This is a genomic window from Paenibacillus rhizoplanae (assembly GCF_042684125.1).
Lineage (GTDB): Bacteria > Bacillota > Bacilli > Paenibacillales > Paenibacillaceae > Paenibacillus_AQ > Paenibacillus_AQ rhizoplanae.
In genome coordinates, this window is sequence record NZ_JBHUKY010000033.1 from 325,891 (window position 1) to 346,433 (window position 20,543).

18 protein-coding genes are annotated in these 20,543 nt (G+C 53.1%); 2 read left to right on the forward strand and 16 right to left on the reverse strand.

Annotated elements, in window-relative coordinates; all coding sequences use genetic code 11:
- From dnaJ to gpr, 10 genes are all read right to left on the reverse strand, one after another.
- A partial coding sequence (gene dnaJ, locus ACFSX3_RS20310; protein WP_379313197.1) for a molecular chaperone DnaJ occupies nucleotides 1-1,071 on the reverse strand: 1,071 nt, incomplete at its 3' end.
- Nucleotides 1,072-1,189: 118 nt separating this feature from the next.
- On the reverse strand, nucleotides 1,190-3,037 hold the full coding sequence (dnaK, locus tag ACFSX3_RS20315; protein ID WP_209987736.1) for a molecular chaperone DnaK: 1,848 nt from the start codon (nucleotides 3,035-3,037) through the stop codon (nucleotides 1,190-1,192).
- Nucleotides 3,038-3,111: 74 nt separating this feature from the next.
- Nucleotides 3,112-3,675 (reverse strand): nucleotide exchange factor GrpE, encoded by a 564-nt coding sequence (gene grpE / locus ACFSX3_RS20320; RefSeq protein ID WP_209988481.1) that lies wholly within the window; start codon nucleotides 3,673-3,675, stop codon nucleotides 3,112-3,114.
- Nucleotides 3,676-3,748: 73 nt separating this feature from the next.
- Nucleotides 3,749-4,780 (reverse strand): heat-inducible transcriptional repressor HrcA, encoded by a 1,032-nt coding sequence (hrcA, locus tag ACFSX3_RS20325; protein ID WP_209987733.1) that lies wholly within the window; start codon nucleotides 4,778-4,780, stop codon nucleotides 3,749-3,751.
- A gap of 287 nt (nucleotides 4,781-5,067) precedes the next feature.
- Nucleotides 5,068-5,577 (reverse strand): N-acetyltransferase, encoded by a 510-nt coding sequence (locus tag ACFSX3_RS20330; RefSeq protein WP_209987730.1) that lies wholly within the window; start codon nucleotides 5,575-5,577, stop codon nucleotides 5,068-5,070.
- A gap of 74 nt (nucleotides 5,578-5,651) precedes the next feature.
- Nucleotides 5,652-6,836 carry a radical SAM family heme chaperone HemW gene (gene hemW, locus ACFSX3_RS20335; RefSeq protein WP_209987727.1) on the reverse strand — a complete coding sequence of 395 codons (1,185 nt, stop codon included), beginning with the start codon at nucleotides 6,834-6,836 and terminating at the stop codon, nucleotides 5,652-5,654.
- Nucleotides 6,837-6,979: 143 nt separating this feature from the next.
- Nucleotides 6,980-8,791: a translation elongation factor 4 gene (gene lepA / locus ACFSX3_RS20340; RefSeq protein WP_209987723.1), complete on the reverse strand. Its 1,812-nt coding sequence runs from the start codon at nucleotides 8,789-8,791 to the stop codon at nucleotides 6,980-6,982.
- 226 nt (nucleotides 8,792-9,017) lie between these two features.
- Complete coding sequence (locus ACFSX3_RS20345; protein WP_209987721.1) at nucleotides 9,018-9,530, reverse strand: hypothetical protein; 513 nt, start codon at nucleotides 9,528-9,530, stop codon at nucleotides 9,018-9,020.
- Between the two features lie 30 nt (nucleotides 9,531-9,560).
- On the reverse strand, nucleotides 9,561-10,934 hold the full coding sequence (locus ACFSX3_RS20350; RefSeq protein ID WP_209987719.1) for a stage II sporulation protein P: 1,374 nt from the start codon (nucleotides 10,932-10,934) through the stop codon (nucleotides 9,561-9,563).
- A gap of 193 nt (nucleotides 10,935-11,127) precedes the next feature.
- On the reverse strand, nucleotides 11,128-12,138 hold the full coding sequence (gpr, locus tag ACFSX3_RS20355; RefSeq protein ID WP_209987717.1) for a GPR endopeptidase: 1,011 nt from the start codon (nucleotides 12,136-12,138) through the stop codon (nucleotides 11,128-11,130).
- A gap of 180 nt (nucleotides 12,139-12,318) precedes the next feature.
- On the opposite strand from gpr, the gene rpsT reads away from it, so the two are divergent.
- On the forward strand, nucleotides 12,319-12,591 hold the full coding sequence (gene rpsT, locus ACFSX3_RS20360) for a 30S ribosomal protein S20 (RefSeq protein WP_209987712.1): 273 nt from the start codon (nucleotides 12,319-12,321) through the stop codon (nucleotides 12,589-12,591).
- A 189-nt stretch (nucleotides 12,592-12,780) separates the two neighbouring features.
- Here rpsT and holA read toward each other — a convergent pair whose 3' ends face one another.
- The 5 genes from holA to ACFSX3_RS20385 form a co-directional block, all read right to left on the reverse strand.
- On the reverse strand, nucleotides 12,781-13,800 hold the full coding sequence (gene holA / locus ACFSX3_RS20365; RefSeq protein ID WP_209987711.1) for a DNA polymerase III subunit delta: 1,020 nt from the start codon (nucleotides 13,798-13,800) through the stop codon (nucleotides 12,781-12,783).
- Between the two features lie 298 nt (nucleotides 13,801-14,098).
- Nucleotides 14,099-15,364, reverse strand: a complete 1,266-nt coding sequence (locus ACFSX3_RS20370; RefSeq protein ID WP_209987709.1) for an anti-sigma factor family protein — start codon at nucleotides 15,362-15,364, stop codon at nucleotides 14,099-14,101.
- Complete coding sequence (locus ACFSX3_RS20375) at nucleotides 15,361-15,912, reverse strand: RNA polymerase sigma factor (protein ID WP_036690462.1); 552 nt, start codon at nucleotides 15,910-15,912, stop codon at nucleotides 15,361-15,363. Before ACFSX3_RS20375 ends, ACFSX3_RS20370 begins: the two co-directional genes overlap by 4 nt.
- A gap of 191 nt (nucleotides 15,913-16,103) precedes the next feature.
- Nucleotides 16,104-16,364: a hypothetical protein gene (locus tag ACFSX3_RS20380; protein WP_209987706.1), complete on the reverse strand. Its 261-nt coding sequence runs from the start codon at nucleotides 16,362-16,364 to the stop codon at nucleotides 16,104-16,106.
- 543 nt (nucleotides 16,365-16,907) lie between these two features.
- Nucleotides 16,908-17,549, reverse strand: coding sequence for a bifunctional 2-keto-4-hydroxyglutarate aldolase/2-keto-3-deoxy-6-phosphogluconate aldolase (locus tag ACFSX3_RS20385; RefSeq protein WP_209987703.1), 642 nt, complete (start codon nucleotides 17,547-17,549; stop codon nucleotides 16,908-16,910).
- A gap of 342 nt (nucleotides 17,550-17,891) precedes the next feature.
- Between ACFSX3_RS20385 and ACFSX3_RS20390 the strand changes: the two genes are divergently transcribed.
- A complete protein-coding gene (locus ACFSX3_RS20390; RefSeq protein ID WP_209987701.1) occupies nucleotides 17,892-18,845 on the forward strand; it encodes a sugar kinase in 954 nt (317 codons plus the stop codon).
- A 597-nt stretch (nucleotides 18,846-19,442) separates the two neighbouring features.
- Here ACFSX3_RS20390 and ACFSX3_RS20395 read toward each other — a convergent pair.
- Complete coding sequence (locus tag ACFSX3_RS20395) at nucleotides 19,443-20,468, reverse strand: LacI family DNA-binding transcriptional regulator (RefSeq protein WP_209987697.1); 1,026 nt, start codon at nucleotides 20,466-20,468, stop codon at nucleotides 19,443-19,445.
- Nucleotides 20,469-20,543 lie beyond the last annotated feature (75 nt).

The following is a 20,543-nucleotide window of genomic DNA, read 5'->3' on the forward strand; positions in this document are numbered from 1 at the left end:
TGTGTTCTCTCCGTTGAAGGAAGCAAACTGGCGGAGCAGGTCCTTCTGCTCATCGCTGAGCTTGCTAGGTGTCACTACGATGACGCGGACATGCTGATCGCCGACGCCGTTGCCGCGAAGATGCGGAACCCCTTTGCCTTTGAGACGGAAGAAGGTTCCGGTCTGAGTGCCTGCCGGGATCTTAAGCTTCACCTTCTCGGTCAGCGTTGGGATCTCAATCTCGTCACCAAGCGCCGCCTGAGCGAACGTCAAGGGAACCTCGCACATAATATCGTTGTTCTCGCGCTCGAAGAAATCATGATTCTTCACGCGGATCACAATGTACAGGTCTCCGGCCGGGCCGCCGCGTGTGCCGCCTTCGCCTTCACCAGTCATGCGCAGCTGCGCGCCGTCATCGACACCGGCAGGGATACGCACATGGATCTTGCGCTGTCTCTTCACTTTGCCTTGACCTGCACAGGTGGTGCATTTCTCTTTGATGATTTTGCCTGTGCCGCTGCAATGGGAGCAGGGACGGCGGTTACGCATCTGTCCAAGCGGTGTATTCTGCACGAATTCCTGTTGCCCGCTGCCATGGCAGACGGAACAGGTCTCCGGCTTCGTACCCGGCTTGGCTCCGGAGCCAAAGCAGGTATCGCAGGTCTCCGTGCGCGGAATGGTAATATCGGTCTCTTTGCCGAACACCGCTTCCTTGAATTCAATGGTCATTGTATACTGCAAATCGCCGCCGCGCTGTGGTGCATTCGGATCACGCCGTCCACCGCCGCCGCCGAAGAACATATCGAAGATATCACCAAGACCGCCGAAATCTCCACCACCGCCGCCAAAGCCGCCGCCCATTCCCTGATTAGGGTCAATATGCCCATATTGGTCATACCGCGCCCGCTGTTGTCCGTCACTCAGGACATCATAGGCTTCCTTAACCTCTTTGAACTTGGCCTCAGCATCACTGGCTTTATTCACATCGGGATGGTACTGGCGCGCCATCTTGCGGTAGGCCTTCTTCACTTCGTCTTCTGAAGCATCTCTTCCGAGGCCCAGAACCTCATAATAATCACGTTTATCTGCCACTGCTTTCACCTCCGTACATCGTTAATTTCCCCTATATACATGGTAAAAGGAAAGCCAAAACCCGGGATGCCCCGGTCTTGACCTTCCCTCTCACCACATTAGAATTTATCGTCTAAGGTTACCCTTGATTCTTCTCATCGTCAACCACTTCGTAATCCGCATCTACCACGTTATCCTTCTTGGCATTGCCTTCAGAAGCATCCTGACCCGCTTCAGCGGCCTGCTGTTCCTGTGCAGCCTGCTCATACAGTTTGACGGACAACTGCTGTACAATCTCATTCAGCGCCTCTGTAGCGGCAGTGATTTCTTCCAGGTTGTCGGTTTCCAGCGCAGCCTTCACCTTGTCCTTGGCTTCATTAGCTTTGTCGATCTCGGAAGCATCGACCTTGTCGCCCAGATCCTTGATTACTTTATCTGTGGAGTATACGAGCTGGTCAGCACCGTTCTTGGCTTCAACCAGTTCTTTACGCTTACGGTCTTCTTCAGCGTGCAGCTCGGCATCCTTCATCATCTGTTCCACTTCTGCGTCACTCAGACCGCTGGAAGAAGTGATGGTGATCTTCTGGCTCTTGTTGGTACCTTTATCTGTAGCAGAGACATTAACGATACCGTTGGCGTCGATGTCGAAGGTAACTTCGATCTGCGGTACGCCGCGCGGTGCCGGTGGAATCTCGTTCAGCATGAAGCGTCCCAGCGTCTTGTTGCCGTTCGCCATCTCGCGTTCACCCTGCAATACGTGGATTTCCACGCTAGGCTGGCTGTCTGCGAAGGTCGAGAACACCTGCGATTTGCTTGTAGGGATCGTAGTGTTGCGCTCAATCATCTTCGTGAACACGCCGCCTGCAGTTTCGATACCGAGGGACAGCGGAGTTACGTCGAGGAGTACTACGTCTTTTACATCCCCAGTCAGTACGCCCGCTTGAACAGCAGCACCCAGGGCTACTACTTCATCCGGGTTAACACCTTTGTGCGGATCTTTGCCTGTAAGTTTCTTAATCGCATCCTGTACGGCAGGAATACGAGTCGATCCGCCGACCAGTACGATTCTGTGCAGATCAGCAGGCGTCATACCAGCATCCTTCAGCGCTTGACGGGTAGGTCCCAGCGTGCGCTCAACCAGGCTTGCAGTCAGCTCGTCGAACTTGGCACGGGTCAGGTTGATCTCCAAGTGCTGAGGCACTCCGTCAACTACCGTGATGAACGGAAGCGATACTGTAGTTGTAAGTACGCCGGACAGCTCTTTCTTCGCTTTTTCCGCAGCATCCTTCAGACGTTGAACAGCCGCTTTGTCCTTGCTCAGGTCAATGCCCTGCTCTTTCTTGAATTCAGCTACGAGGTAATCCATAACCAGTTGGTCAAAATCATCCCCGCCCAGACGGTTGTCACCGCTGGTAGCCTTTACTTCAAAGAAGCCGTCGCCCAGTTCAAGAATGGATACGTCGAAGGTACCGCCGCCAAGGTCATAGACCAGGATGGTGTGATCTTCGGATTTCTCCAGACCGTAAGCAAGAGCAGCTGCTGTTGGCTCGTTGACAATACGCAGCACTTCAAGGCCAGCGATTTTGCCTGCATCCTTGGTAGCCTGACGCTGGCTGTCATTGAAATAAGCAGGAACTGTAATAACCGCCTGAGTTACCGTCTGGCCCAGATAGGCTTCAGCATCGGATTTCAGCTTCTGAAGAATCATAGCCGAGATTTCCTGTGCAGAATAGTCTTTGCCGTCAATGCTTTCTTTGTGGCCTGTACCCATGTGGCGCTTGATCGAAGCGATCGTACGGTCCGGGTTCGTGATGGCCTGGCGTTTTGCCGTTTCACCGACGATACGCTCGCCGTCTTTCTTGAAGCCTACAACCGATGGGGTTGTACGCGCGCCTTCCGGATTCGGGATAACGACGGCTTCGCCGCCTTCCATAACGGCAACGCAAGAGTTCGTGGTTCCTAAGTCAATACCGATAACTTTACTCACTGTAATGTGCCTCCTCAGAAATAATGTGAAGCCCGGGGCTTCATCCATTTTTTATTATCTTATATAGAACAGAACTACATGCTGACTTTGACCATGGCCGGACGAAGAACCTTATCCTTCAGGAGATAGCCCTTCTGGACCTCTTCCGTCACGATGCCTTCCTCGTGCTCCTCGCTCTCCACCTGCATGATCGCCTGATGATATTCAGGGTTAAATGGCTGTCCTACCACTTCCATGGCTGTAAGTCCTTCAGACATAAGGACTCCCTCCAGCTGCCGGAAAATCATATTCACGCCTTTGATGAACGCTTCAGCGTCTGCACCTGCTGCAGGAGTCGCCAGTGCGCGTTCAAAGTTATCCATTACCGGAAGCAGCTCGGTTACAAGCTTAGACGTTGCGTACTTCGCCAGCTCTTCCTTTTCTTTCTGGGTCCGGCGGCGGAAGTTATCGAAATCAGCCTGCACACGCAAAGTGCGCGCCTGATGTTCATCTGCAAGCTCCTGCAGCTTTCTGTATTCCTCATTGTCTGAAGCCGCCTCGCCGGCCTCTTCAGCCGTAAATGAGCCGCTGTCTGCTCCAGCTTCAGCCTCATCGGCCGCCTGGTTCTCATTCACCTTAGGATCATTCTTCTCATTCATTTCTTGAACCTTTTCCTCTTTCAAGTTGTCTTCACCTCCTTAATATCATTCACGATGGACTAGTACACTCTGTTCACTTATACCAGTGTGCCAGCATCGCTGTCAAATCCCGGGATAGAATCCCCAGAATACCCATTACTCGCGCGTACTCCATACGGGTCGGGCCGAGGATGCCGATGCTCCCAAGCGGCTTACCGTCCAGTGAATAGGTCGCGGTAATCAGACTACAGTTGGCAAAAGCCTCATGCTTATTCTCTGTACCTATGCGCACTTGCATTCCTGTTCCGCCGCTGGCCGGGGTAAGCATTTTGAGCAGGGTAGGTGTCTCTTCCAGCAGATCCAGAATAGTCTTCACCTTATCGACGTCCTTGAACTCCGGCTGGGTGAGCATATTCGTAGCTCCGCTTAGGTAGATACGCTGTTCATGGTCGCTCTCAAGCGCCGTATCCAGCACCTGCATTAATTCTTCATAGTGGGAGATGTGGCGCTGCATTTCTTCACCCAGCTCGGAATAGAGCTGACTCTTCAGCTTGTAGAGCGGTACATTGACCAGCTTGCTGTTCAACAGATTAACGACCTTCTCCATCTCGGATACTGATATCTCCGGAGGAAGGCTTACGGTCTTGTTCTCTACCTGCCCGGTGCTGGTAACGATAATCGCCACAGCGGTCTTGTCATCGAGCGGAAGCAGCTGGAAATGGCGCAATGAAGTATGAAAAACCTCCGGTCCAAGCAGGATGGAAGTATAATTCGTCATATTGGAAAGAATCATTGCCGCATGTTGGATGACCTGCTCCGTAGCATTCAGCTTCTCTGCGAAAAAAGCGCGGATCGTGCCCAGTTCGGCCGTTTCGGCGGAATTCCACGGTACCAGATGATCCACATAATAGCGGTAGCCCTTATGGGACGGGATTCTCCCCGCCGAAGTATGAGGTTGCTCCAGATAACCCAGATCCTCCAGATCGGCCATTTCGTTGCGGATCGTGGCAGGACTGTAGCCCACATCCCCGCGTTTCGAGATACTGCGCGAGCCTACCGGCTCAGCGGAAGAAATATAATCATCGACAATGGCATTCAATATCATTCTCTGGCGTTCAGTTAACATGTTATTCCCTCCTATCCGGCTGTGGCTCCGATTCGTTAGCACTCTAACGAGATGAGTGCTAACCACTAATACAAAAATACCAAACTGACCTCGGCATTGTCAAGTGAGTTCAGCAACTTGATTGCGCCTATTTTAGTTAAAGCAATATAACATCCATACATCCATCAGGCATCATTGTTGTACGTTGTGCTTGTATCTGCAAAAAACCACTGTCACCCTGAAGCATCAGCTTCCCGGAGAACAGTGGTTTCTTATTATATAGTTTACCGGGGCTATGGCCCGCCGGATTAGTCCAGTCTCTTCAGCACGGCGATCTCGTCGCAGGCATGCTGCTTCTTGCAGTTCACACAATCGGTCCAGACCTTCTCGGGGAAAATCTCCTTCTGCACCACATCGAAGCCGTTCTTAAGGAAGAAGTCCACGGCATAGGTCAGTGCCATAATCTTCGGGATTCGCTGCCGTCTGGCTTCTTCAACCAGCTTCTCCAGAATCATCGTGCCTACGCCCTTGCCCTTGCCTTCATCACGCAGTCCAATGGAACGGACCTCAACAAGATCACTTCCGAGCCGGAACAAGGAACCGCAGCCGACAAATTTGCCGCCGATCTCGGCGATCACGAACTGGTCGATCTGGCGGGTCAGTGCTTGCCTTGAACGGGGCAGCATAATCCCCTGCCTGGCATACTCCTCTATCATCAGATACAGCGGCTCTACATCTTCCACCGTAGCATTTCTGCATATCACTTGCTGCTCCCCCGCAGGAGAAGCCTTTTGGAAATGATCCGTTTTGACAAGCACCTTGACTCACCCCTCGTTGTTAATATGAATAAATATACAACAGAGTGAATTACAATTCAAGAGGTATTTCAAAATTAAACCTCTGTCAAAGCACCGACAAATTCCCCGAAAACATCGTTGCCAAACAGGATTCCCTGCTTGCTCAGGCGATAGGTGTCCCCGGCCTGCTCCAGCAGTCCTGCCTTCAGCATTTTATGCAGCGGTGCGGCAAAAACAGCCTCCAGCGGCTTCCCGAACTGCGAGCGGAACGCTGCATCCGATACCCCTTCGCGCATCCGCAGGCCGACCATCATGAAATCCTCCATCGCCTCCTGCTCGGAGATCTCAAAGCTGTCCAGACGCGGCAGCCCGCTGCGCGAAGCCTCGTTATACGGGTTCACGCCCTTGATATTCATGTGCCGCTGCCGGCCCACATATCCATGTGCACCTGCTCCAAGGCCATAATAATCCTCGTTGCGCCAGTACGTGATATTGTGGCGGCTCTCCAGCCCCGGCTTGGCAAAGTTACTGATCTCATACTGCGTATACCCTGCGGCCTCCATAGTAGACATAAGCAGCAAATACATCGCCAGCTCATCCTCTTCATTCGGCAGCGGAAGCTTGTTCTTGTTGAACAGGGTGTGGAACAGCGTGTTCTCCTCCACCTTCAGGCTGTAGATGGAATAATGCGGAAGATCCAGCGCCAGCGCCTTGTCAATGCTCTCTCTGAGCATATCCACCGTCTGGTTCGGCAGGCCGAACATCAAATCCAGCGACAGGTTATCCAGACCAACCGCACGGGCATTCTCCAGACTGCGGTATACGTCGTTCACATCATGAATCCGGCCGATTCCGCTCAGCAGCTCATTCTGGAAGGCCTGCACCCCAAAGCTGACCCGGTTGACTCCGCCTTCCTTCATGACTCTGAGCTTATCAATATCGGTAGTGCCGGGGTTAGCTTCCATAGAGAACTCAATATTCTCGTCCCACTGGGGGAAATGCCTGCGGACCGACTGGAGGAAATACGCCATCTCATCCGGCTTCAGTACAGTAGGCGTACCCCCGCCGACAAAAATCGTCTTGATCACACCAGGAGGCGTATGTTGCACGGTCAGTTCCATTTCACGGTCAAGCGCATGGAGATAGTCCATCACCGGCTGGTCCTTCAGCACATAAGAATTGAAATCACAATAGAAGCATTTATTGGTGCAAAACGGAATGTGAATATATACGGCCTCAGGGGGACGGCCATTGTGTGCAGTGTTCGTAGCTGTATTCATGAGCTGTCTCCTTTGTTCTATTAATATACAGGCCTTCCACAGCACCTGCTGCTGAAAAGCAAGAAGAAACGGCTGCACCGCCCTGCGTAGGACGGCACCCGTTTCTGCGATAAACCGAAAGCTCCGGGGGAGCTTATATGCTGCTACTCAATCTGAAGCACAGCCATGAACGCTTCCTGCGGCACCTCGACGCTGCCGACCTGCTTCATGCGCTTCTTGCCTTCCTTCTGCTTCTCCAGCAGCTTCCGCTTACGCGAAATATCGCCGCCGTAGCATTTGGCTAATACGTTCTTGCGCATCGCCTTAACAGTCTCACGCGCGACCACCTTCGTGCCGACGGATGCCTGAATCGGCACCTCGAACATCTGGCGCGGGATAATGCCGCGCAGCTTCTCACAGATGACCCGGCCGCGGTTATAGGCGCGGTCGCGGTGAACGATGAAGGACAGTGCATCGACCTGCTCATTATTCAGCAGGATATCCATCTTGACGAGATTGGACTGGCGGTAACCGGAGATCTCGTAATCATAGGATGCATAACCCTTCGTGCCGGATTTCAGCTGGTCGAAGAAGTCGTAGACGATCTCGGATAACGGAATCTCGTACGTAATGGTTACACGGTTGCTGTCCAGATACTCCATATTGACGAATTCGCCGCGTTTGTTCTGGCATAGCTCCATAACAGTACCCACGAAGTCGTTAGGCACAATAATTCCCGCTTTGACATACGGCTCTTCGATGAAGTCAATCGTCCCGATCTCCGGATAATGCGACGGATTGTCGATCTGGATGGTCTCCCCGTTGGTCAGCTTAATGCGGTAAATTACGCTCGGCGCGGTAGTAATCAGCGGCAGATTGAACTCGCGTTCGATCCGCTCCTGAATAATCTCCATATGCAGCAGTCCCAGGAAGCCGCAACGGAAGCCAAAGCCCAGGGCACTGGAGCTCTCCGGCTCGAAGCTCAGGGAAGCGTCGTTCAGCTGCAGCTTCTCCAGCGCTTCACGGAGATCATTATAATCGGAAGTCTCAATCGGATAGAGACCGCAATAGACCATCGGATTAATCCGGCGGTAGCCCGGCAGCGGTTCAGCGGTCGGATTCTTGGCATCCGTCACCGTATCCCCGACACGGGTGTCACCTACGTGCTTGATCCCGGCCACAATGAAGCCGACATCGCCGATGTTCAGCTCCGGCACAATGGTCATGCGCGGCATGAAGGCTCCGACCTCGATAACCTCAAAGGTCTTGTCGGTAGCCATCATCTTAATCTTGGAACCGGCACGGATACTGCCGTCCATTACACGGACATAGACGATAACGCCCTTGTACGGGTCAAAATGGGAGTCGAAGATCAGTGCCTTGAGCGGCTCTTCCGAGTTGCCTGTCGGCGCCGGAACCTGCTTCACGACCTGCTCCAGGATCTCCTTGATGCCGATGCCTGCCTTGGCGGAAGCCAGCACAGCTTCACTGGCATCCAGCCCGATGACATCTTCAATCTCCTGCTTCACGCGTTCGGCGTCTGCATTCGGAAGATCAATCTTGTTGAGTACCGGAAGAATCTCCAGATTGTTGTCGAGTGCCAGATACACGTTAGCCAGCGTCTGGGCCTCAATCCCCTGCGCCGCATCCACTACCAGCAGTGCGCCTTCACAGGCCGCCAGACTGCGGGATACCTCATAGGTGAAATCGACATGCCCCGGTGTGTCAATCAGATTCAGATAATAATCCTGTCCGTCATCGGCACGGTACGTCAGGCGTACGGCCTGCAGCTTGATAGTGATGCCGCGCTCGCGCTCCAGATCCATCTGATCCAGAACCTGCTCCTGCATTTCACGTGAAGTGAGCGCACCCGTATACTCCAGAATGCGGTCAGCCAGTGTCGATTTGCCATGGTCTATATGTGCAATAATCGAGAAATTGCGAATTTGTTGTTGTCGTTTCTGAACGTCAGTCATTCCTTACCCCCACAGACAGCCTAATGTTAATCCACTTATTATAACAGTACGGGCTTCGCCCATCAATCCCGCCAGCCACTGGAAAAGAAAGAAACCGCCTGGACCCTCTACAATCGCAGGCGGAATCCTGCAAAAAAAACACACAAACGGAGGCGGGCTTCCATCCTCCGCAACCGTTTGTGTCCTAAACCTCATTCCGGCCCGGGGGATTCCGGGCAATTCCCGCTCACTCCTCCGAAGAGTCGAAGAGTGAGACCACCCAGCGGATGCCCTTCTGCGAAGCCTGCTGAAGCAGGCCGGCAGTCTTATCCGCCAGCACATCCACAGTCGGCTTCTGCTCCTCCGGGATCAGAATCTGCTCGGGACTGAGCGCAGAGTAGTCCTTCACCTCCTGCTGCGGGAGACTGCCTGTGCCGCCAGCCGTCTGCGCCGGTGTACCTGCAACCGGCTGCTGTATGGGCAGTGCGGTGTAAGCACCCGTTACAGGATCAATAGTTACGGGCACGTATACATAAGCCTGACCACCCGGGGCCGTACTGGCAGCCGGAACATACGCTGTCCCGGCCGTGCCGTTCTGTCCAGCCGGAAGCTGCCTGCCAGCCGCGCTGCTCCCGGCTGGCTTGCTCCAGTCAGGCATGATGCCGGAGACTCCCGAACCGCCGCCGAACTGCAGGCCGACCAACAGCCCCACGCCCGCCCATATTCCGACCATTACCAGCTTTTTACCGAACCGTGTCATAGTCTCCGCTCCTTTTCAGTTATAATCCGTTCAGGAACCTGTTGATGTCTCTGCCCCGGTTCCCCCAGACTGCGTACCGCCCTGATCTGGCGCAGCCGCCTTCTCGGCATCCCGGCTGCTCCAGTACACATCAGCAATCGCATCCGCCAGAAGATCCGCCGTCCGCTTCAGCTCATCTGCGCTGTTGTCAATTCCGCCTACCTCAATCAGCACACTGTTTGGGGACAATGTCTGGTTATATTCCCCATTATTCCCGTTTCCGGACGATTTCCCCCATATCCCGCGTGAAATTCCAGGATAATTTTTCTCCAGCAGCTGATGGATTTTATTGGCGAAGGCCTCGTTTTGTTTCCAGTTTTTATTCGCATGCCCCAAAATAAAATACACCTGGGCATAATTTTTCCCGTTAATCACGGCCGTTGTTTTGCCGTGCCTTTGAGAATCGCGGTGGATATCAATCAGCTCACTCATCTTCTGATTGGAGGCCATGGCCGACTTCACGGTCATACGTGAATATTTATAAGAGAAGTTCCAGTTGTAGCCCGGCACCGCCGTAGCATAATCCTCCTGCGCATGGACCGTCCCGATCCCGCGTTCTTCCAGTCTCTTGGCAATATAGGAGCCTACCAGCATGACATTCTTGGAAGGAACCGCCGAGCTTGGGTTGTCGCTCTGTGCGCCAAGCAGTGGATTATACGCCTCCCGGGGATGGGAATGATAGACGAGAATACGCTTGACCGAAGTATCTCCCGTGCCGTTCTCGGCATCTCCGCTTCCGGAGTAACCCTCGTCAGGTTCTGTACCGGGCGGGTCTGGAATAGGCGAAGCCTCGGGCTGTACCACTCCTTCCCCTGGACTGTCATGGCCATTACCAGTCTCTGTACCATTCCCTGAATCCGGGAGGGCTCCAGGGTCGCCCCCTGCTCCCGGCTCTTCTCCGGTAGCCAGTTCATCTCCCCCCGGATGATAGTCCGCCGGCGCTCCTGTACTTCCTCCTGAGCCTTGCCGCAGCAGGAAGGGATCTTCGGCAGCTAGTCCGGGCATCTCACGCGAGACCAGACTCTTGGGATCACCGGGATCGACACTGGTCAGCAGCCGGAATACGAAGGAGGTCACCTTGTCCCCGGAGAAGGCTGAAGGCTCCTCGCCCTTCGGCAGATGGGGAACCTCCATGCCCAGCAGCTCCATGAAGAATCCGCTGGACAGCGAAGCAGCGAGACCCTTCATAGAAGGAATGGGTGAAGAGTTCAGCTTTTGCCCGGCCAATCCGCCAGCTCCAAGCAGCATGAACAACACAAGCGAACCTCCGGCCAGCAGCAGCATCGTCCTTCCCAGCGACAGAATATCCATCAGCCGTCCGCGCAGCCGCCCTATATTCCATAGCTGAAACCATTTTCTGTTCATGATTGTTATGTCCTCCTCTAAGCCCTCTGTAATCTCTCATACTCCAAATCTATGAGCGGAAGGGTTATGCTAGAACCACAGAATGAGAGATAGCAGGGAGCATAATAGAGAGGCGAAGCGTCGACACTTGCAAAAAGCCCGCAACCGGCTCTGCCTTGCGGCAGACGGTGCGGGCCAGGTGATAAGTTACAAATCAGTGAGTGTAAGCTCCGACATTGCCCGGATCTACCGCTTCATGCAGTGCAGCGTTAAGGCCGCTTGCCACAATATTGGCGATATCTTCAATAAATTCATCAATCTCCTTGGGGGTAACAATCAGGTCATGCCCCAGAGGTTCGAGCACTTCCTTCACCAGGGCCAGCCGCTCTTGCTCGGAGATATCATCAAGCAGTCCCATAATCTCTTTGGTGTGGGCACCCCCGTCAGCCATCTGCCCGAAATGCGTCCGCATCATCTCAAGCACATTGTTGACGATGGTGGAGGCATAGCAGACTGTAGGAACGCCAATGGCGATGCAGGGAACACCCAGAACTTCCTTGGTCAGCCCCCTGCGCTTGTTCCCGATGCCTGAGCCGGGGTGAATACCGATATCGGCAATTTGGATCGTTGTATTAATTCTTTCCAGCGAACGGGAGGCCAGCGCATCAATGGCAATAATGACATCCGGACGGGTCCGGTCCACAATCCCCTGAACGACTTCACTCGATTCAACCCCTGTCAGCCCAAGCACTCCGGGTGCTATCGCACTCACATTCCGGTAACCGGGCGAGATCTGATCGGGCATCAGCTCATAGAACTGCCGGGTAATCAGCGCATTCTCCACGACCAGCGGCCCCAGCGAGTCTGGCGTCACATTCCAGTTGCCGAGGCCTACGATCAGCACCTTGGAATCGCGGCCGATGCCGATTTTGTCCAGGAACTGCTCGAATTCACGGGCAAACACAATGGAGACCTTCTGCTGCAGACCGGTGTCCCCTCCGCGCAGACCAGGCACCTCAAGGGTCACGTAATTGCCGATGGCCCGTCCGATAGCCTGAGAACCGGCAGGGTCCGCTACAGAAAGCCTGGTAACCTTGATGCCATCCGCTTCTTCCACTTCTTCATTAACGCCGGGGATCGGAGCATTGGCGTGCCGCTCTGCCATTTCCTTCGCTTCCACCGCCAAATCCGTCCGTACCGAATACAGCTGAAGATCCAGTTCCATTCTTAGTTCAGCCTCCTTTTGCATATTGCTGATAGTGTGCGAGAGAAAGCCTCTGTTTATACAAACCGCTCTGAGGGAATTACAATGCTTTTTATATTGCTTTTTGCCACCCTTCATGCTAAACTATTTTAAGTTGTGAATCATTTGTTGATTTCGAATGTCTTTCAGGAGGTGAATGCAATGCCAAATATCAAATCCGCGGTAAAACGTGTCAAGACGATCGAGAAACGTCGTGCACTGAACGCTTCCCAGAAGTCCGCGCTTCGTACAGCTGTGAAAACTGCTGATGTAGCACTGACAGGTACGGAAGTTGAAACTGCTCACGCTGCTTTCCAAGTGGCTTCCAAAAAGCTGGACAAGGCTGTTTCTAAAGGTCTGGTTCATAAAAATGCGGCTGCCCGCAAAAAATCCCGCTTGGCTAAGAAATTGAACGCTCTTAAGGCTCAAGCCTAAGCCAAGGGCGACAATCATAACGAGCAATTGAAGAACCTGACCGCTATGCTGCATACGGTTAGGTTTTTTTATGCTCGTTATGTTCATTCATTGAATTCCGCCCTACAATCAAAGAGCCTGCCCGCCCGCGTCTATCACGGGATGGGCAGGCTCTTTGATTAACTACAGGAGATGCCGCCTTCGCTTTATTCAGGCTCCAAGGCGTAGCATGAACATCTCCAGCCCCAGCACCTTATCGATGGCCCCCGTCTTCATCTGATAATCCAGATCGGCCAGAACACTCAGGATCTGCCGCAGCCGCTGGCTTCCGAACTTATGGGCCTGCTCGCCGGCCAGTTTCACTGCATACGGATGCAGTCCAAGCTGGGAGGCAATCTGTCCTTGCGAATAGCTCAGGGCTGACAAATCCTTGACCTGCAGGATGATTCTGAACTGCCGGGCAATCAGCGAAGCGATCTTGATCGGCTCCTCCCGCTGCTTGAGCAGCTCATAGAGCGTATTCAGCGCCTTGTCCAGGCGCAGATTTGCAATATCCTCCACCAGCGTGAAAATGTTCTGCTCAGTCCCCCGGTGAACCAGACTCTCCACTGCTGCCGCATCCACCCGCCCGCCAGTACCGGCGAACAGGCACAGCTTGTCCATCTCCGCAGACAGGCCCTGGAGTCCGGTTCCGCTGCTTGCGATCAACGCTTCCGCCGTCCCCGGCGCAAGGGAGCAGCCGCGTTCGCGGAAGCCTTTCTCCACCCAGCGCAGCAGCTCCTCTGCACCCAGGGGATTGAAGGCCAGCACGGTGCCGGTGGCCTTGATGCTTTTGACGATTTTTTTGCGTTCATCCAGCTTATCGCCGTTCACCATAAATACAATCACGCTGAATTCGGCAGGGTGCTGCATATATTCGCTCAGCATCTCCACGTTATGTTCCAGCTTGGCCTTCTCCTTACCTGCCGTGAACAGGGCCGCATCCCGCACCAGCAGGAGCTTGCGTTCTACCATGAACGGAACCGTCTCCGCCTCTTCAATGACAGCCTGAACCGGAGTTTCGGAGAGATCGAACGGGATTACCGCGAAATCGCGGTCTTCTTTGGCTATCAGGTGTTCCTCCAGCATGGCCGCGAATTCATTCATCCGGAACTTCTCACTGCCGTACAGCAGGTACAGCGGGGAGACCTTTCCTTGCTTGATGTCTTTGGCCGCCGTTTTGGCATCCATCCTGCCACTTCCTTTTTTATTTTCTTGAGTGATACATTCGTACATTTTAACAAAAAAACGGCTGAAAACATAGGCATCTTTATCACGCTGCCCAGCCTCACGGCGCAAGCAAAAACGGAGCAACCTCGGCAGCCAGGGCCAAAGTTACTCCGTTTCAGCGGCGCATCTATATAAACGACGGAGGGAGCAGCTCTAGAAACTCTCCCGGCCGCCGGTCATACCGATGATGATACTCGCAAAGCCTGTAATTCCTGTCCTCTTGCCTTAGCATATTCCGCAGGCCGGAAGAACGTTCCGGTTATTTAACGGACGTTGCCGCGTCCGGGGAGATAGCCGGGCTGGGGATGGATGAAGGAGAAGCCGCCGGAGAAACTGTTGGCGCCGGGGAAGCGGCCGGGGCCGGAGAAGCGGATGGAGCAGGTGTTGCAGCCTCTGCCGGAACCGTGTATACGTTAGTCGCCTGCGTACCATCCTCAAGCTGTGACACATAAGTGAACTGGGTGCCATCCTCTGACCAAACTCCTGAGACCCAGGTGCCTTCTATAGGAAGAGAGGTCAACGCAGTCCGTTCTCCCGCACTCTCTGCGGGCGAGCTGTAAATCACAACCTCTTGGCCTGCCAGCTCAGCCGTATGCTGCCCGTCGGGTGATGTCCACGAGGACTCCGCAACCATCAGCGACATGGCTCCTGACTCTGCCGGGGATGGAGTCGGCGCCATCCGCACATCGCCCGCAGCTGCCCTATCGTCCGCCGCATTCTCTTGTGTTGGCGCACTCGACTTCATACTATTGGAATCTACCGACCGGCTATCCGCTTTCTTGGTGCTCTTGGGGCGATCCGCCGGAGGCGCAGTAGCAGTACGCTTGCTGATCGGAGCTTCGCTTACCGCAGGCTCCTTGTCTGAAGCCATACCGCCGCCGGCTGCGGCTGATTGATCAGCGCCCTCACTGGGAGCAGGCGGTGCAGATTTCAAATTAACGTCTGCAGATTCACTAGGCGTGGCCTGGTCCATCTTATTAAGATCACTGCTGCTGCCGCTGTTATTCTGTCCGTCCGCCTGCGGGGTATCTGCACTGTCTGCACTGCTCTCCGTACTCAGGCTGGAGTTCGCCGCTCCGCCGCTCATTAATTGGGATGACATATCCACATCCGCGCCCGGCAGGCTCTTCGGCATATTGAATACGGCGATGAGCAGAATCACCGCTGCCGCCGCAGCACCAATGCCTGTCCGCGAAGCCAGTGAAGCGCCCTTGGACTTCTTGCCCCGGGTGCTTGCACGTGTAAAGGGAATAATCTTCGGATCTTCCGGCTCCATTACCGCAGGCTCTTCCGGAACACCACGGTCCAGCAGTTCAAGCTGAGGCAGGATAGAGTCAACCAGACTGAAGGGGGGCTTCACATCCGGAAGCTGCTCCAGCTGCTGGGAGAGCAGCGTCAGCCGGTCCAAGACTTCCGCGCAGGAAGGACAATCGTCGATATGACGGAACATTTCAAGCATTTCTTCCTGACTGAGATCATGATCTAAATAGCGATGCATCCATTCCATCACCTCCGCGCATTTCATCCTGACACACCACCTTTCTGATACTCCTGAAGTCTATTCTGCAGCTGCTGCCGCGCCCGGAACAGGTACGATTTCACCGTGTTCAGAGGCAGATCCAGACAGTCTGCAATCTCGTTGTAAGAAAAATCCTGTAAATAGCGGAGCACGATTACCGTCCGGTGATGCTCCGGAAGCTGGTCGATGGCCTCACGGATATCCTCCGCCAGATAACCCGACATCACTTCGCGCTCTACGTTATGTTTTTTATCCTGGAACACCATTTCGTGTTCATCGATAGAAACGGTAGGCTTCGTTCTCCGGAATTTGTCTATACATATGTTGGTTACTATTCGCTGAACCCATGTTTTGAACTGCGCCTTCTCCTCATAGGAGCCGATCTTGGTGTACACCCGGATCAACGCTTCCTGGGAGGCATCCAGTGCATCCTGTTCATTATGCAGAATGTAGAAGGCCGTCTTATATACATGCCCTTCAATTTCTCGCAATAGGGTGATTAGAGCGTCGCGATCGCCCGCTTGAGCGGCTCTGATGAGTCCCTGCTCCACCACGAAGGTTCCCCCTCTCTATGCAATCTTACTGACGCGCAAGACTGCGAATTTGTTGCAAGCTGTAATCATTTTTTTATAGTCCACAATCCCTACTAAGCATACAAGGGATGCTGCAATCATTCAAATACTCTTTTTATAGAAGTTAGTTACAGAAATGACATGACAAGCCGTCCGCTCCGTACCAGACCTGGCTAGGAAGAAGACGGCTCCTTCAATGTATATAATGTTGTGGCACACAGCAAGAGCACGGTATAATTCTCTCTGAAATCATCATCAAGCACATATACTTCACCCTGCTCAAAAAGTTGCGGATGACTATAGTTACGGTGCAGTTGATAAATCGCTCCCACGCTCACCCTGCAGCCGTGCACTGTAGTTCTGATTCCCACATAATCGGCTTCTTCCATTATTAGTGTCGGGTACAGCTTGCTGCGAAGCTCATCGCCGGTCATGGCATCACCTTTCAGGTCAACTTCTCAAATATTGGCAGGCGCTTAAGCACCCTCCCTATAGGCTAAGTATTGCCCTGATCGGCAGCAATTCCATCATTTACAGCCGCTGTTTATCTCCTCCGCCCGGAGGCTCGTCCAACGGTGAGAAACAGCAACCCTTGAGAAACGGAAGGAGACACAGCCCCCCGGCAACAAGCAAATGGAAAAACGTATCTTAATTCCCTGATTTCCGAGCATGATAGGTAAGAAAGTGGAAAAAGAGCACCTATTGTTATTGATTTTACCCTTTCAGCATAAATCATGAGAAATTAAGTGCTGTTTATCCAACTGCTGTCCTATCAGAGTTCTTCCATTCATCAGCAAGTGTAGAAAATCCAACTACTGCCCGCTTCCTTAGCTCTCACGAACAGTCAAGTGGAAATGGCTTTGCCGTCCTTTAATGGATGGTACCGTTTCAACAAAAAATGCCCTGCCCCATAAGGCAAGACATTCCTATTATAGATGAGTCACCAGATCCGCGAACGAGTCCGGCTCAGTTCTAGGTTACAGGCCTTTGATCTCCTTGAACTTCGCTACATACTGTGCAGCCAGCTCTGTGATCTGGTCATAACGGCCTTCCTTGGCCGGTGCGGTCAGGTTGCCGCCGATGCCGACAGCGATGCAGCCGTTCTTGATCCATTTCTCCATATTGTTCAGATCCACGCCGCCGGTAGGCATAATGTTCACATGCGGCATCGGCCCCTTAACCGCCTTGACATAGTCCGGTCCGAACGCACTGCCAGGGAACAACTTCAGCACATCCACACCCAGCTTCAGGGCTTCCTTCATCTCATTCAGCGTCATGCAGCCCGGCATATAAGGAATGCCGTACAGATTACACATCTTGGCGGTATCCTCTTCAAAAGAAGGACTGACCACAAATTCCGATCCTGCCAGAATAGCAATTCTTGCTGTCAACGGGTCAAGCACGGTACCGGCACCAATCACGGCGCGTCCTCCATATTCAGCCACTAGGCGCTTGATCGCTACATCGGCTCCTGGCGTCGTAAAGGTAACTTCGATATTGTTCAGTCCACCCTCGATACAAGCCACTGACATGGCATAAGCATCATCGGCATTATCCGCACGGATAACAGCTACTACACCAACAGAGGTAATATTCTGCAAGACTTTGATTTTCTTCATGGTAGTTACTTCCTCTCTGATTATATTCCAGTTAAGAATATTTATTTAGATAAACTAATTTATCTATTTTACTAACATCAGGCTTTATCCTGCTAATAAAATAGTAATAATATTGCCGCTAACAGTCAATATATATTTATTCGGGAAGCGGTAATAAACTCTAAACACTCGCCAAAAATGCCTATTTATCAACGATTTTCGAACCACACCGGCTATATACCGTACAAAATAAGCCCGCTGAATGAGCATTGCTATATTGTACAAAACCGTTTTATGTGATAATTTCAACTTATATTCTATCCCAATACCATAATAACGTGTTCATTTTAGGAGGAACTATTCATGAATAAACAGCTGGATGCAGTCACCTTCGGGGAGCCGATGGCTATGTTCTACGCCAATGAAGCCGGGCCCCTGCATGAGGTCACTTCCTTCTCCAAGGCGCTGGCAGGTGCGGAGAGCAATGTAGCCACCGGATTATCACGCCTGGAGCATCTGACCGGTTATGTGACTAAGCTTGGCGAAGACAACTTCGGCCAGTTCATCACCTCGGCGCTGAATAAGGAGAAGATTGATACCGCGAGCATCACAACGACCAAAGAATTCTCCACCGGCATGCTGATCAAATCCAAGGTACTGAGCGGAGATCCCAAGGTTGAATATTTCCGCAAAAATTCCGCCGCCTCCAAGCTGAATCTCGCCGACTTCGATGAAGATTACTTCGCTTCCGCCGGCCATCTGCATGTGACCAGCATCTCTTCCGCACTCTCGGCCTCATGTCACGAATTCTCGCTGCATGCCATGGAGTTCATGAAGCAGCACGGCAAGACTGTATCGCTCGATCCGAATCTGCGCCCGACCCTGTGGCCGGACACTGAAACTATGGTTAATACAATCAACGACCTGGCTACCCGCTGCGACTGGTTCCTGCCCGGCCACGGAGAAGGCAAAATCCTCACCGGCCTTGAGACTCCGGAGGAGATTGCCGGGTACTATCTGGAGCGCGGCGTATCCCTTGTAGTCATCAAGCTCGGTCCTGAGGGCGCTTACTATAAGACCTCCGCTGGTGAAGAGGATTATGTGGACGGCTTCAAGGTCGAGCAGGTTATCGATACAGTCGGCGCCGGAGACGGCTTCGCGGTTGGGGTGATCAGCGCCATGCTGGAGAAGCTCAGCGTAGCGGAAGCCGTGAAGCGCGGCAATGCGATCGGCGCACTCGCCGTGATGTCGCCTGGCGATATGGACGGACTGCCAACCCGCGACGCGCTGGAGGAGTTCATGAGGGCAGGCGTATAGCCAATGGTGCTCTGCTGCCGGCAGCGCCAGGCTTCAGCATGAACACATATTAGCACAGCAAAAAGGGTGTCCCTGAGCCGACAGACGGCTGGGACACCCTTTTGCATATGTAGCATGAGAGAGGTGTGGCTGAATTGCAGGTAGTACAGCATGGTTATGGCTCACTTATGGCTCACTTATGGCTCAGTTACAGCTCAGTTACAGCTCAGTTACAGCTCAGTTACGATAAGTCAGTTTCATCCGAGCATTGTTCCTGCGAACCGGCAAGTCGTCATTCCCAGCAGTTCGCGCGGCAAAGTACATAGTCTTGCTCAATGTACATAATCCTGCTCTCAAACTATAGACTTACGGACCGGAGAGCCGTTATTTGGGGAATTGCTGCACTATAGCAAGCCTAACGGACTCAGATGACGTTAAGCCGCACTTCACGGGCATCTAGCGCCCTAAACAGCAATTTAACGGCTCCTGAGTCCGTAAAACTAACAAAACCCTTCTTTTCCGCACAATAACGGCCCCTGGGTCCGTAAAGCCGTGGATTCCTGAGCAGATTTCCTATAAGTTGTCACCACGATGGACCTTTCGCCGCCCCGACCTGCTCTATTCCGGCTTAGCCGGCGGCTGCACCGACTCCCCCTGCTGCAAGGAAGGCGGGAACCTGTAGGTGATGGGCATCGCGCTGTCCGCATCGTTGATCAAAGAGAGCATGATCTTGGCCGCCTGCATCCCCATCTCGTAAGCCGGCTGGCGGATCGTTGTAATATCAGGATTATAGATCCGGGCGAATTCGGCATCGTCGATGCCGATGACCGACAATTGTCCGGGGATGAAGATGGCCTTGCGGTTCGCATATTTAAGAATCTCGCCCAGCACCAGATCATTGGCGGCAAGCAGCGCTGTCGGCGGCTGGGGCAGCTGTAACAGCTCATCCAGTGCGGAAGCGATATCTTCGCGCGACACACTGCGCATATACGAATCCTGCAGCGGCAGACCTGCTTCCTCCATCGCTTTTTTGTAACCGCTCATTCGCTCTTTGCGCGGGGTGATCGCATGGACGCCAAGCGGCAGAGATAGAATAGCAATCGCTTCATGGCCGTGGTCCGTCAGCTCCCGTATGGCGGTCTTCACCGCCATTTCGTTATCCAGCAGCAGGCTCTGGGTGGTAATCCCGTCAACCAGCCGGTCCATGAACACCAGCGGATATTCCGCTTCAATTAACCGGGTGTAGGGCGCAGGCTGATCACCAGCTGGAAAAATAATCAGGCCATCCACCTGCCGGGCGACCAGGGTCTCCACATAAGTATTCTCCTTATCGGCGTTCTCGTCCGAGTTGCAGATAATCACCTGTATCCCATGGCGCTGCAGCTCGTTCTCAATGGCCCGGATACACTGAATGGACAGCGAATAATCTATATTGGCCACAATAATGCCAACCATATGCGTGCGGTTCTGCTTGAGGCTGCGGGCAAGTCCGTTGGGCTGGTAGTTCAGCTCATCGATAACCTCGGCAATGCGGTTTTTGGTCGCCTCACTCATATACTTGAACCGTTTATTCAAAAATTGCGAGACTGTGCTTTTCGATACGCCCGCCTTCTGGGCCACATCCTCAATAGTCAGCTTCTTCATTAATCCCGCTCCACTCTTCGATATCGAACTCCAGAAGTAAACACAAACCAAGTTTACTTAGAGATATTATCAAAA

Excerpts from the sequence above, each read along its gene's own strand:
- gpr (WP_209987717.1), bottom strand. The coding sequence starts at position 12,138 with ATGGAACTGGATCTTCAGCTGTATTCGGTACGGACGGATTTGGCGGTG.
- ACFSX3_RS20390 (WP_209987701.1), top strand. The coding sequence starts at position 17,892 with ATGAATAAACAGCTGGATGCAGTCACCTTCGGGGAGCCGATGGCTATG.
- ACFSX3_RS20370 (WP_209987709.1), bottom strand. The coding sequence starts at position 15,364 with ATGAAATGCGCGGAGGTGATGGAATGGATGCATCGCTATTTAGATCAT.
- hrcA (WP_209987733.1), bottom strand. The coding sequence starts at position 4,780 with ATGTTAACTGAACGCCAGAGAATGATATTGAATGCCATTGTCGATGAT.
- holA (WP_209987711.1), bottom strand. The coding sequence starts at position 13,800 with ATGGATGCCAAAACGGCGGCCAAAGACATCAAGCAAGGAAAGGTCTCC.
- ACFSX3_RS20385 (WP_209987703.1), bottom strand. The coding sequence starts at position 17,549 with ATGAAGAAAATCAAAGTCTTGCAGAATATTACCTCTGTTGGTGTAGTA.
- lepA (WP_209987723.1), bottom strand. The coding sequence starts at position 8,791 with ATGACTGACGTTCAGAAACGACAACAACAAATTCGCAATTTCTCGATT.
- rpsT (WP_209987712.1), top strand. The coding sequence starts at position 12,319 with ATGCCAAATATCAAATCCGCGGTAAAACGTGTCAAGACGATCGAGAAA.
- ACFSX3_RS20350 (WP_209987719.1), bottom strand. The coding sequence starts at position 10,934 with ATGAACAGAAAATGGTTTCAGCTATGGAATATAGGGCGGCTGCGCGGA.
- ACFSX3_RS20345 (WP_209987721.1), bottom strand. The coding sequence starts at position 9,530 with ATGACACGGTTCGGTAAAAAGCTGGTAATGGTCGGAATATGGGCGGGC.
- hemW (WP_209987727.1), bottom strand. The coding sequence starts at position 6,836 with ATGAATACAGCTACGAACACTGCACACAATGGCCGTCCCCCTGAGGCC.
- ACFSX3_RS20380 (WP_209987706.1), bottom strand. The coding sequence starts at position 16,364 with ATGACCGGCGATGAGCTTCGCAGCAAGCTGTACCCGACACTAATAATG.
- grpE (WP_209988481.1), bottom strand. The coding sequence starts at position 3,675 with ATGAATGAGAAGAATGATCCTAAGGTGAATGAGAACCAGGCGGCCGAT.
- ACFSX3_RS20395 (WP_209987697.1), bottom strand. The coding sequence starts at position 20,468 with ATGAAGAAGCTGACTATTGAGGATGTGGCCCAGAAGGCGGGCGTATCG.